This window comes from Candidatus Berkiella aquae (assembly GCF_001431295.2).
GTDB lineage: Bacteria > Pseudomonadota > Gammaproteobacteria > Berkiellales > Berkiellaceae > Berkiella > Berkiella aquae.
In genome coordinates this window covers 3326720-3339398 of the sequence record NZ_LKAJ02000001.1, presented here as the reverse complement: position 1 = coordinate 3339398, position 12679 = coordinate 3326720, and the positions used below count along the sequence as shown (strand labels likewise).

The following is a 12679-nucleotide window of genomic DNA, read 5'->3' as shown; positions in this document are numbered from 1 at the left end:
ATTAAACCTTGAACACTCTGTGACAAAACCTTATTCATTTGCTCTTTCATTTTCAGTGAATGCCAAAGCATTTGCATACAAGGTGACGTTACACTGAAAAACAAAGACGGAGTATAAATAGGGAACTTGGAGTTTAGCAAGAGGCGCTTTGCTTGGCCATGCTAGCCCAAGTCATCACGCATCCTACCAAACTTTTTTTTAAGATGCTAGGGGAATATCCACTATAGGTGAGTATCCAAAAAGGCGGTTAATTGTGATTTAGAAATCGCACCAACTTTTGTGGATTCTAGCTCGCCATTTTTGAATAACATCAATGTAGGAATACCACGAACGCCAAATTTTTGGGGGGTTGTCGTATTATCATCAATATTGATTTTAGCGACTTGCAGGCGTCCTTCGTAGGCTTTTGCAATATCATCAAGAATGGGGGCAATCATTTTGCAAGGACCACACCATTCTGCCCAAAAATCAACAAGAACGGGTAATTCTGCATTCATGACATCCTTTTCAAAAGAGTCATCACTGACAGCAATAATCTGGTTATTCATGGTAAATTCACTCTCCTCAATCGGTATTCTATTTAAATTTCGTTATCTCATGCTAACAAGGCTTATCTCAATTGTCATCGCATTTGGTACATCTAGTTAATTTACTATGAATATATGGGCGATGTCCTTGCTATTCAAGTCTTTTTGACGCAGCTACACTATTTTTGCATCAACGTCATCGCAACTTCTTTGGCAAAATAAGTCAAAATGGCATCAGCGCCTGCTCGTTTCATGCCTAATAAGCTTTCCATAATCACATTTTCATTGAGCCAACCTTTTTCAATAGCGGCTTTATGCATCGCATATTCGCCACTCACCTGATAGACAAAGGTTGGAACACCAAAAGTTTCTTTTACTCGCCACACGATATCAAGATAAGGTTGTCCGGGTTTTACCATGACAATGTCGGCGCCTTCTTGTAAATCCAGTTCGACTTCGCGTAACGCTTCCAAGGCGTTGGCGGGATCCATTTGATAAGTTGCTTTAGAGCCCTTGCCAAGCTGTGATTTAGAGCCGACAGCATCGCGAAAAGGGCCGTAAAAAGCAGAGGCGTATTTAGCAGAGTAAGCTAGGATATTAACGGCTGAAAAACCGTCTTTTTCCAAGGCTTGACGAATTTTGCCAATACGCCCATCCATCATGTCAGAGGGGGCAACCATATCGACCCCAGCGCGTGCTAGGCTGAGTGCTTGTTCGACCAATACCAAGTTTGTTTCGTCGTTTAAGATATCGCCCTGTTCGTTCGTTAAACCATCTTGACCATGGGTTGTAAAGGGATCTAATGCTACATCAACAATCACACCTAACTGTGGGAAATCCGATTTCAGTGCGCGAACCGCTTGTTGCATTAAACCATTATCATTATAGGCTTCTTTGGCATCGAGGGATTTTTTAGCAAGAGGCACATTAGGAAAAAGTGCGATAGCAGGGATATTGAGTTCCACTAATGTGGCTGCTTCTTTTAATAATTCATCGATGGTTAAGCGATCTAACCCTGGCATTGACAAAATAGGTTCGCGTTTTTGATGCCCTTCGATCACAAAAAGAGGATAAATAAGATCAGAAACGTGTAGGTGGGTTTCTTGAATGAGCTGGCGACTAAATTCCTGAAGCCGTAAGCGGCGTAAACGGGTTGAAGGGAAGCCAGCAAATCGACTCATTTTGTTCATTCCTCAAAAAAATCAAGGAATGAACGTTAACAAAAAATTTCTCAAGTTTGAAGAGATTGGCTATTCCCAGCTTAATCCAAGATGTGTCAAAGCAACCAGATCGGCATGCTGTTGTTGACAATATTTTACAAAAACATCTAAAGCCGATTGTTGGGCCTTGTATTTTTTTAAGATCTGAATACGTTGCTCTTTAATACCCGCAGTATCGAGCGCTTGCAATAAAATGCCTTCCATAAAACATAGCGGGGGCAAGTGGGTATATTGCTGTTGGATCTGTTTTAACAAAGCTTTGATTAATCGAAGTTCTTGGCGTTGCCAAATGCGATGTTCTTGATAAAGATGAAGAAGGCAAACTGTGCTGACTAGCAAAGCGCTGGTTGTGGTCGCTATTTCAATAATCAGTACTGTATCAAACAGATTTGTCATGGCGCATAAAAAGGCTGCGCATCCAATCAGGGCAATGCCCCATATTACCTGCTTGACGAGTTTGTTACCAAGTTCATTAGAGATTTCAGTTGAATAATGATTATATTGCATGTGACACCGCGGCTTAAATGAGATTAATCTAGAAAGGCTCCTATTTATTCGTTAATAAAGTGTAGAACAGAAAAAAATTTTTGCTGACTGTGAAGCAAACATACCTCAAACGGGATGGGTACAGTATAATTTTATATATACCGCTCGTACTTGAAGATGCGAGATTCTTCAATTCCTGGCGAGGGGTATAATCTTGTTTGAATGCTGCGCGCCGAGTAAATCGGCACTTGCAATCAGGGGATCCCCATCGCGTAGGGAAGCACTTCAAATCATGCTTTGCATTTTGAAGTGTATTGGGTATATACCGCTTACCAGTTAAAGGGCGCCACCACCATGGAAAAATGGATTGTTCAATATCAAGATATCTGTCGCCTGTTGATCTTTATTTTCTTTTTTCTATTGCTCGCAACAATAGAAAAAAAATATGGCATTTGGCGATGGGCAGACAAGCGATCTGTACGCTGGACTACCCATTTGAGTTTGGCGCTTATTTCTAAAGTAACCATCCGGCTGATTTTTCCTTTTTTGGCAGTTACAACCGCCTGGATAGCACAGCAAAAGGGAATAGGGTATTTCAATCAAAATCCGACCCTGTGGATAATTGAGGTAATTCTTTCCATGGTTTTTTTGGATCTTGTGATGTATACACAGCATTTGATGATGCATCGTATCAAAGCATTTTGGCGAGTTCATCGAGTGCATCACATGGATAGACACCTTGATGTGAGTACGGGAATACGATTTCATCCCATAGAAGAAATGTTTACCATGGGGTTTAAATTATTGGCAGTGGCTTTTATCGGCGCGCCGGTTATAGCCGTATTTCTTTATGAAATACTTCTAAATGTGATGACCATGTTTGTGCATATGAATGTTTATATACAACCCAGGTTTGATAAAGTACTTCGCCTCTTTATGATTACCCCGAACATGCATCGTATCCATCATTCTGATTATCTTAAAGAAACCAATAGTAATTATGGGTTTTGTTTAAGTATTTGGGATAAATTGTTTGGCACTTATACGTATCGTTCAATTTCGGGTGATAATAAAATTTATATTGGTTTAGAAGAGTTTCGTTATCCGCAATTTAAAACATTACCCAATATGTTGCTGGTTCCTTTTAATCCTAGGCGCTTGAAAGTAAGGCACCGCAAAAGGGTGCCTTCTCGAATGAAGAGTTGATTATGGTGATCCTAGCCCTACAGTTGCCGTTGTTTGGGGTACTGCTGTCAAGGTCGTAGGAGTGACAGGTGGCATCCCTTGGGCTTGTGTTTGCTGAGGGAATTGGATTAATAAGTTAACGTTACCGCCATTGCCACCTGTTGCATTAGCCTTGCCACCGGTTGCGGTAGCTTGCGCTGTTGCAGCAGAAGAAGACCATCCTTGTAATCCTGAATATAAGCCATAGCCTGCAAGACTTGTGATACCAACACCTGCAGCGACAACCCAACCCGGATGTATGCCTAGCGCTTCTGCTATCAAGTGAACAGAGCTTTCAACCGCATGATAAACATCATTGGGTTTTTGCGATAATTTGGAGATCCCATTGTATGCACTTGAGCAAGCATCCGCCATAAAGCGAGCGGTAGGCTCGGCACGCTGTTCAAGGCTTCTCATGAAATGGTTTTGGTATTGGCTTGTCTGCTCTTTGATTGTTTCAGTAACCGGCGTAATCACATTTCTGATAGTCGGCGCAACTTCTTGAAACAGCTGGGTAGGTGTGTCTTGTTGGAACACCTGCTCTAAAGGTGTTGGACCGATATCTTTAGCAGCGCTACCCCATTCTGAAAAAGGGGTTGTCATCATGTCTTTAAAAGAAGACAAAAGCCCTGTGATAGTTGAACCGGTTTCTCCAGGCATGGTAGCCGCTTGTTTTACCGCTGCAAAGGTTTGTTCTGGCAGCATGGGACATTCGCAAACGATTTCGACATTTTGTGTTGCTTGCATTAAACCTTGATTTTGCAAGTAATCTATAAAAGGCGTAGTGACTTTTTCAACAAAAGGCTTTAAGAATTTTTCGCCAATAGGAGCTAATTTTTGCCAGTGCTTTTCGATCTCGCCTTGATATTCGGCAAGCAATCCTTCTAGTGCGGTCCAGCCAATAAATTTTTTGCCTCCTTTTAAAGGGGTTAACAAAAAAGAACTGGTTGAAACAGGATTGATATTTCTAAACCAATTCAATGGATTGAGGCGAGAAGCAAAGCTTTTTTGTTCGGTACTGGGATCTTGTTTACCTTGTGCCCAATCAGCAACATCGCCGATTTTATCTGCAACAAATAGAGCGCCGACTTGGGGTAGGATTTTGCCAATGGTATGCCAAATCATTTGGGCACCATCAGCGGCCACTTTGGTATAGAGTTCATTGGTATTTGGCATAATTCGTTCTCATTTCAATCATTTAAAATTAAGAACGCAGACTAACTACCAATGCTCCACTTCGCAATGACTAGGCAGATAAGCGGTAGGATCTCGCTGAGGAGAGGGCTTGTTCGAGCTTAAGCGGCACCAGAGATAGTATTAATGCGCAAAAACTCATTCACTGCAAAGCATAACGCTTCTTTAAAATGCATGGGAAGCAGCAGTTGGCCACACTCATCAAAAACAAATGGGGTTTCTAATTCTTGGCCAAAAGGCATGCATTTTATGCCTAATTGCTGTGCATGTTCACTCAGGCGTTGAATGATGGTGGGGGCTTTGCTCGGATAAGGAACCAGTAGCGTTAACGGTCGATAAAGTGGCTCGTCATTGAGTAATTCGGTCATGCGATAAAAATTAGGATAGCCAAGCTCATCTTTAAAAAAGATTTCAAAGCACTGTTCGTAGGGGGTATCAACAATAAAGTAAGCCATAGGTTCTCCCTTTCCTGTTATCAAAAAGTATAAGCGATAAAAAGAAAGTTTGCTTAATCACACCTGTTAAAATTATAAGTAATTGAATATATTGACATTTATGAGCTAGCACTCTCTTCCAGAGAGTGCTACACTAGATAACAATATGACTAGGAGAAGTAGTGAAATGTCTGTGCAATTACAACCACTCAAATCTTTGGCAGTGCCAGTAGATGGGTTGCAAGCTTATATGCAACAGGTCAATGCTGAGCCACTGCTTAGCGCTGAAGAAGAATATAGCTTGGCAAAACGTTTTCGTGAGGAAGGCGATTTATTAGCCGCGCAACGTTTGGTCTTATCCCATCTTCGTTATGTTGTACGTATTGCCAAAATGTATAGCGGTTATGGTTTGCAGGTTGCTGATCTCATTCAAGAAGGCTCCATTGGGCTTATGAAGGCAGTCAAACGTTTTGATCCCGACATGAAAGTGCGTCTGGTTTCTTTTGCTGTGCATTGGATTAAATCAGAAATTCACGAGTTTGTGATTCGTAATTGGCGTATTGTTAAAGTGGCAACCACCAAAGCGCAACGTAAACTCTTTTTCAAACTGCGACAAGCTAAGCGACGTTTAGGTTGGTTTTCACAGCAAGAGGTTCTGGATGTCGCGAATGATTTAGGCGTGACTCCCAAAGATGTCATGGAAATGGAAAATCGCTTAAATGCACATGATGCTTCCTTTGACATGGATGAAGATGATGATGGAGAAAATGTTTCGCCATCTTATTATTTGAGTGCGCCTCAAAATGCCGATCCAGCTTATTCTGTATTAGAGGGTAATAGCGAAGAAGAAGCACAGGCTCAATTACAAGTTGCGTTACAAACGCTCGATCCTCGGACATTAGATATCGTTTCTAAGCGCTGGCTACAAGAGCCTAAAGCTTCTTTAAAAGAATTAGCACAATCGTATGATATTTCATTAGAAAGGGTTCGTCAGTTAGAAAATGCGGGCCTGAAAAAATTACGAACCGTTTTTCCACTAGATGGGCAACTCTCGCAAGCTAGTAGCGCCTTTGAATAATGAAAATTTAAAGAATTTTAAACGGGCCGTGTTTGCCATTACGATTAATGCACTTAGACATAAACTGATTAACATCATTAAGGGTGTCAATTGTCCAAGTGCCGCAAACGGTAGCATAAAAAGACAAAATCCTAACCCTAATAAATGGTTTTGCCGCAATATTTTTCGAGCGGCGATACTCAGTAGTAAGCAATCTTTGATTAGGTTTAGTTCAGGATGTTTTAAGATAATATCGGAAGAAGCAATTGAAATCGCATTTCCGGTTCCAATCGCAATACCAATATCAGCCCGTCGTAAAGCAGGGGCATCATTCAGGCCATCCCCCACCATCGCGGTAATATTGCCTTGATCTTGTAGTAGGGCAACTTGGGCTTCTTTGTCTTGCGGCATGGCTTGTGCTGTTGCAATGATAGGACCTAATTGGCTGGCAATTGCATTGACGATAGCAGGTCTGTCGCCACTTAATACCGTCATTTCGATATTACGTTGTTTGAGAAAATGAATAACTTCTGCTGCTTCTTTACGAATGTTATCTTTTAAATGAATGCGTGCAACTTCTAAGCCGTCAATCGCGCAATGTACAAAAATAAGATCGGAATGGATCTGCGTTTCTTGCGCCGCGATGACGTCTGCTGGAACAAAAATACCATTTTTGCGTAACCAATCAGAAGAGCCAATCAGGATAAATTTGCCGTTGATGATGGCGCGTACACCCTTTCCAGGAAAAACGCGTAGGCGCTGGATGTTAGCGCTAGCGAGTTCTTTATAGCGTGCTTGGCTATATTGCACAATGGCATGCGCAATAGGGTGGTGCGTGTTCTGCTCAATCAGCGCAATCAAAGGCATTGCTTCTTCTGGCTTGGCCCCATTGAAAAATTCAGCTTTAGCAACAATTAAATTACCTTCGGTCAACGTGCCCGTCTTATCAAAGAGAATGTGCTCAACTTCTGAAAACTTAAAGAAAGCGGAGGGATTTTTGATAAGGATGCCCTTTTTAGCACAGACTTCTTGCACGCAGGCGCAAGTCAGAGGATAAGCAATAGCAACTGTACAAGGACAGGTAATCAAGATAGCGCAGGTTGCACAAAATAAAGCAAATGGATGATCAAAGGGAAGCCACCAGCAATAAATAGCGGCAGAGCAAGTTAAGGCAATCATCTGATGCCAAAGTGCGATTGAGTCGCAAGGAGAGCTTTCTTTCGTTTTATTAGGGACGGATTGTTGGAGCGTTGCCAGGATCTTGCCAAAATAAGAATGATGAAAAGTGCTAGTGGCTCTGATGGTAATCGCTTTATCTAAGTTACAAGTACCAGCCCGAACAACTTCATGCGTAAATTTGGGGATGGCATGGGCTTCACCGGTGATCATTGATTCATCAACACTGGTATCACTTTCAAGGATAATGCCATCGACTGGGAAATATTCGCCAGGTCCAATGTATAAGATATCTCCTAAAACGATATCCTTGAGCTCGCAAGAATGAAATTGATTGTCCGCTCTAATCACTTTGACTTGGGTTGAAGGGATAACGTTTAAGTTTTGTGAAAGTCGACCAATGCGGCGTCGGCAAAAAATTTCAAGATAGCGGCCGGCATAGACAATGAATAATACGATAAGAATAGAATCAAAATAGGCGAATAAATTATCGGCTGGAAATAAAGTCGCATATAAAGAATAACTGTAACCGAGAATCAAGGCGATTAATAAGGGAATGTCGATAGAAAAACGAGCTGAATCAACGACAAACATTGAGCGAAAGAAAGGAAGCGCAGCAAAATATAAAATAGGCGTTGTTAGCGTAAGGCCTGCCCAGTAGTAAATTTCCTGAGAGAAAGCAGGAGTACCAAACTCAATTAAAACCGATAGCCAAGTCAAAAAAAGTACACCGACGCCAGAAATGACGAGCCTTAATAACAGACCCTTTTCCAATGCCCCTATACGCTTAAGATCTTGATCAAAATGATTAAAAATCATTCAAAAGAACTTCTTTACTACACAGAACCGCTAAAATTTCCAATCATAACAAAAAATGATGACTTTCTATAGGGCTCATTCAATTTTGAAAGTTATCAAAATTTTAGCGAATCTACACGAACGCCGTGAATGTCACTGCGGTGTTTTTACAGTCTCCTTTTCCTTGGCATTTTTAATATTTAAAGTCGAATTGCTTTTTTGTGACTGCCGAGATTCAATAAACGTTAAGCCCTTTAAGAGATTAAGTGCTTCGTTAAGTTGGTAATCGTTTTTAAGTGCTAATTTACCTTCATCTGATTCACTTTTTGCTTCTTTGCTTGGTGTTTCAGTTGTATTGCTGGCCTGCGGCTCTTTTTCAGGACTGCTTTCAGGTTTTTTCGCGCCGTTCTCTAAGTGGCCGTCTAGATCGCTTTCACGAATATTAACCAGTTCTTCTAACTCATCATGTTTTACTTCTGGCATTTTAATATCTGGGATCTCAATATCGGGCACAATCCCTTTTGCTTGAATTGAGCGTCCAGCGGGAGTGAAATAAAGTGCCGTCGTGAGTTTCAAGCCATGATTATCTCTTAAAGGTAAGACGGTTTGCACAGAGCCTTTACCAAACGTTTGGGTTCCCACAATTAAAGCGCGTTTATGATCTTGTAATGCACCCGCCACAATTTCAGAGGCAGAGGCAGAACCACCATTGACGATAACAACAACCGGCGCACCTTGTAGAATATCACCATCGGTTGCAAGTTCTTTAATTTCAGAACCCGGTAATCGTCCTTCAGTATAAACAATCATGCCATTATAATTTAATCTTGATTTATCAAGGAATGCATCGGCAACCTTCACAGAGGATTCTAAAATTCCTCCAGGATTGTTGCGTAAATCAATAATCAAGCCTTTAAGCTGGTTATTGGTCTCTTTCTGTAGTTTTTCGACAGCTTGAACGAGATCTTCTCCAGAATGTGTTTGGAACTGTGAAACACGTACATAACCATAAGATTTATCTAATATTTTCGTGCGGATACTTTTTACTTGAATAATATCGCGGGTCACTTTGATTTTTAAAGGGGCATTGGTGCCTTTGCGAACCACGGTAAGCAATATATTGGTGCCGCGATCGCCACGCATCATCTCAACCGCTTTTTTCAACGTTAAGCCTTTTACAGGCGTGTCATCCAATTTGACAATAAAGTCTCCTGATTTAAGACCGGCGCGACTAGCAGGCGTATCATCAATAGGGCTAATGACTCTGACAAAGCCATCTTCCATGGTGACTTCAATACCCAGTCCGCCAAATTTACCAGAGGTATTGGCTCGAAGATCAGAAAATTCATTTTCATCTAAATAAGCTGAATGTGGATCAAGTCCGCTTAACATGCCCCGGATAGCATTTTCAAATAATTCTTTATCATTGACCGGTTTGACATAATACTTGCGGATTTGCTCAACAACAGAGGTGAAGCGTTGCAAATCATCTAAGGGAAGTGTTTCCTGTATAGTGGCTTTTACTTTGGCGTTGCTGGCGGCGTCATCTTTCTCTTTTGCTAATACTGGTAAAGAAGTTACAGTTGTTTGCAATGCCAGTACAAATAACAGTGCTCTTAGTGGAGCACGGTTTATCAATGGGCTCATACCTATATCCTTATACGTTGAGCAGAATTTACAAAGCGTATAGTCTTCGCAGACTCTATCCCGTTCAGGCTTTGCTGAACCAAGGAGTAGGATCTAACGCTTCACCGTCCTTTCTTATCTCAAAGTATAATCCGGGTTCTGCATGTCCGCCGCTTTGACCCACACGAGCGATCATTTCTCCGGCCGAGACCCATTCGCCTAAACTTTTATACAGTTTCTGATTATTACCATAAAGACTCATATAACCATCGCCATGATCGATGATTAAAAGTAATCCAACACCCCGTAACCACTCTGCAAAAACCACTCGTCCAGGAAAAATGGCATTGACCGGTGTGCCGGCATTGGCTTGGATATAAGATTTTTTTGCTTTTGCCTTTTTGAGATGAGGTAGTTTTGTTAAAAAAGCGCCAGATTCTTGAATAGGTAAAGCTAAACGGCGCTTCATTTTCGCGAATTCTTGAGCGGGATCAATGTAGGTTGGTGTTGTTGATATTTTTTCTTGAATGGCTTTAAAAAGTTGTTCAAGATGCTGTTCTTGACTTTGTAGTTGTGCCAATTTTTCTTCAGAACTCTTTCGTTCGTTGGTCAACATATTCAGTAATTGTGCTCGTTCCGTTTTGTTAGCTAATAATTCGTTTTGTTTTTGTTTTAAATCTTGGGTCAATAGTAAAATGGCTTGTTGTTTTTGTTTTACTTTATTTTGTAAGACGATGACATGGCTTAAATGAGCTTGAAGTTCGCGAATTTTATTAGCACGCTGTGCATAAAAATGAACATAATATTGATTTAATCTTGCAAGCTTTGACATCTCTTGCGGATTGAACAACAAGTTTAATCTTTCTTTATGGTAATGTTCAAAAGTAACATTAATTAATCGACTTAATGCTTTTTGATGTTCTAGATTTGTTTGCTGCAACGTTGCTGTTTGCTGCTCAAGTGTTTTTAATTCTTGTTGATGCTCTTGAATTTTATTTTCTTGGATGAGCAAATTATCTGCTTGTTCACCAATTTGTTTTTCGATCTCCGCTAATTTTTGGATATGTGAACGCTCTTGTGTATGTGTTTGATAGAGATCTTTTTCAATTTTTTTAATCTCAGATTGCACACCTTGCAAATTTTTTTTAATTTGCGAGGGATCTTCTGCTGCCCACAATATTGAAGGCAGCAAAAAAAGAATCCAACCTAAAAAAAACCCATTAAGTAAACGTTTTTGAATTGCTGGTTTTTGTGTCATAAGGTGTCACCGATTCGGGTTGAATCAAAGAATGCCCTGTCATTTCACTTGGTTTTGGCAATCCCATGAGTTGCAATAGCGTGGGTGTAACGTCAGATAATTTCCCATCAGCCATAAAATGTAAGTGTTCTTTACCATAGTAAACTAATGGAACTAATGAGGTTGTATGCGCTGTATGGGGTTGATGAGTTTCACTATCTATCATGCATTCTGCATTACCATGATCAGAGGTAATTAATGCACACCCTCCAACACTATCTAAGGCAGCTAATATTTTGCCAAGACAAATATCTAACGTCTGGATAGCACCAACAGCCGCAGTAAAATCGCCAGTATGACCCACCATGTCAGCATTGGCATAATTACAAACAATGCAATCATATTTTAGACTGGTAATCCCTTCGATGAGCTTCTCCGTTAAGGGATAAGCGCTCATCTGTGGTTCTTGATCATAAGTCGTCACCTTAGGAGAGGGTATTAATACACGGTCTTCTTTGAGAAAAGGTTTTTCAACACCGCCATTAAAAAAGAAAGTAACATGGGCGTATTTTTCTGTTTCTGCTAATCGTAATTGCGATAATCCTTGGTTTTGTAAATACTCACCCAATCCATTTCGATGAGTTTGTGGCGCGAAAGCAACTTTCACATTTAAAGAACTATCATATTCGGTTAGGCCAACAAACTCTCCCAATTGAGGGTAATTACCACGCTCAAATCCATTGAATTCAGGCGAGGTTAAAGCATAAGCCAATGCTCTGGCACGATCGGAGCGAAAGTTCATATAAACAACAACATCTCCTGTTTGCACAGTCACGGGTGTTTCGTGTGGCGATACGATACATGTTGGTTTAACAAATTCATCTGTTTCAGCTCGAAGATAAGCTAATTCAAGGGCTTCGATCCCAGAGGATGCAACAAAGGGAGACTGGCCGTATACGATGGCATCATAAGCGAGCTTAACGCGTTCCCAACGCTTGTCACGATCCATAGCATAGTATCTTCCACTCACGCTGGCCAATTTAGCACCGGGTGTTTTTGCAATGACTTCTTGCAGTTTCTCAAGGGAAGCTTTTGCACTTTGGGGTGGCGTATCGCGACCATCTAAAAAAGCATGAATATAAATTTGGGAACAATGATTTTGCGCAGCCATTTGTATCGCAGCAAAGAGGTGGTCTTCATGGCTATGGACACCACCTGCAGATAAAAGTGCCATCAAATGTATGCTTTTTTGTTCAGTTGCTGCCTTATTGAAAGCTTCTTTTAGCGTACTATTTTGAAAAAATTCACCCTTTTCAATCGATTTCGTAATGCGAGTGAGATCTTGATAAATCGTGCGCCCAGATCCCAAGGTAAGATGGCCGACTTCCGAATTTCCCATTTGTCCATCCGGTAGACCGACGTCTTCACCAGAGGCAGAAAGAACGGTATGTGGGGCTTGGGCAAGCAGACGGTCCCAGTTTGGTGTTTTGGCCGCTAAAATGGCATTGCCAGCTTGTTCATGAGGTTCATACCAACCCCATCCATCAAAAATGAGTAAAACAACTGGTTTAGGACGAGATATGGACATGATTAAGCTTACTTATTATGAAGTTACAAGCTTCATTGTAGGGCGGAGAAATCCATGGTTTCAAGTCAGCAATCCTGGGTGAATCGTCACAAGCACAGACAAGGATAAACAA

At 41.1% G+C, this 12679-nt stretch carries 11 protein-coding genes; 2 read left to right on the top strand and 9 right to left on the bottom strand.

Translation table 11 applies throughout. The annotated features are described in order from the left end of the window. Positions 1-221: 221 nt before the first annotated feature. The 3 genes from trxA to HT99x_RS14720 all read right to left on the bottom strand — a co-directional run bounded on the left by trxA (position 222) and on the right by HT99x_RS14720 (position 2254). Positions 222-548: a thioredoxin TrxA gene (gene trxA, locus HT99x_RS14730; RefSeq protein WP_075065169.1), complete on the bottom strand. Its 327-nt coding sequence runs from the start codon at positions 546-548 to the stop codon at positions 222-224. Between the two features lie 158 nt (positions 549-706). After that, positions 707-1708, bottom strand: coding sequence for a porphobilinogen synthase (gene hemB, locus HT99x_RS14725; protein ID WP_075065170.1), 1002 nt, complete (start codon positions 1706-1708; stop codon positions 707-709). 69 nt (positions 1709-1777) lie between these two features. Then, positions 1778-2254, bottom strand: a complete 477-nt coding sequence (locus tag HT99x_RS14720) for a hypothetical protein (protein ID WP_075065171.1) — start codon at positions 2252-2254, stop codon at positions 1778-1780. A 333-nt stretch (positions 2255-2587) separates the two neighbouring features. Here HT99x_RS14720 and HT99x_RS14715 point away from each other — a divergent pair, with 333 nt between their 5' ends. Further along, complete coding sequence (locus tag HT99x_RS14715) at positions 2588-3439, top strand: sterol desaturase family protein (RefSeq protein WP_075065172.1); 852 nt, start codon at positions 2588-2590, stop codon at positions 3437-3439. Here HT99x_RS14715 and HT99x_RS14710 read toward each other — a convergent pair whose 3' ends face one another. Together HT99x_RS14710 and HT99x_RS14705 are read right to left on the bottom strand one after the other, a co-directional pair. Beyond that, positions 3440-4633 carry a hypothetical protein gene (locus HT99x_RS14710; protein ID WP_075065173.1) on the bottom strand — a complete coding sequence of 398 codons (1194 nt, stop codon included), beginning with the start codon at positions 4631-4633 and terminating at the stop codon, positions 3440-3442. Positions 4634-4752: 119 nt separating this feature from the next. Then, a complete protein-coding gene (locus HT99x_RS14705; protein ID WP_075065174.1) occupies positions 4753-5106 on the bottom strand; it encodes a hypothetical protein in 354 nt (117 codons plus the stop codon). A 166-nt stretch (positions 5107-5272) separates the two neighbouring features. On the opposite strand from HT99x_RS14705, the gene rpoH reads away from it, so the two are divergent. Continuing rightward, the gene (gene rpoH / locus HT99x_RS14700; protein ID WP_075065175.1) at positions 5273-6163 is read left to right on the top strand and encodes an RNA polymerase sigma factor RpoH; all 891 of its coding nucleotides are present in this window, start codon (positions 5273-5275) and stop codon (positions 6161-6163) included. On the opposite strand, the gene HT99x_RS14695 is transcribed toward rpoH, so the two are convergent. From HT99x_RS14695 to gpmI, 4 genes are all read right to left on the bottom strand, one after another. Beyond that, on the bottom strand, positions 6122-8137 hold the full coding sequence (locus HT99x_RS14695; RefSeq protein WP_075065176.1) for a heavy metal translocating P-type ATPase: 2016 nt from the start codon (positions 8135-8137) through the stop codon (positions 6122-6124). The genes rpoH and HT99x_RS14695 overlap by 42 nt on opposite strands. Positions 8138-8269: 132 nt before the next feature. After that, positions 8270-9763, bottom strand: coding sequence for a S41 family peptidase (locus HT99x_RS14690; RefSeq protein ID WP_075065177.1), 1494 nt, complete (start codon positions 9761-9763; stop codon positions 8270-8272). A gap of 64 nt (positions 9764-9827) precedes the next feature. Beyond that, complete coding sequence (locus HT99x_RS14685) at positions 9828-11000, bottom strand: peptidoglycan DD-metalloendopeptidase family protein (protein ID WP_075065178.1); 1173 nt, start codon at positions 10998-11000, stop codon at positions 9828-9830. Continuing rightward, positions 10963-12567: a 2,3-bisphosphoglycerate-independent phosphoglycerate mutase gene (gene gpmI / locus HT99x_RS14680; RefSeq protein ID WP_075065179.1), complete on the bottom strand. Its 1605-nt coding sequence runs from the start codon at positions 12565-12567 to the stop codon at positions 10963-10965. Before gpmI ends, HT99x_RS14685 begins: the two co-directional genes overlap by 38 nt. Between the last annotated feature and the right edge of the window lie 112 nt (positions 12568-12679).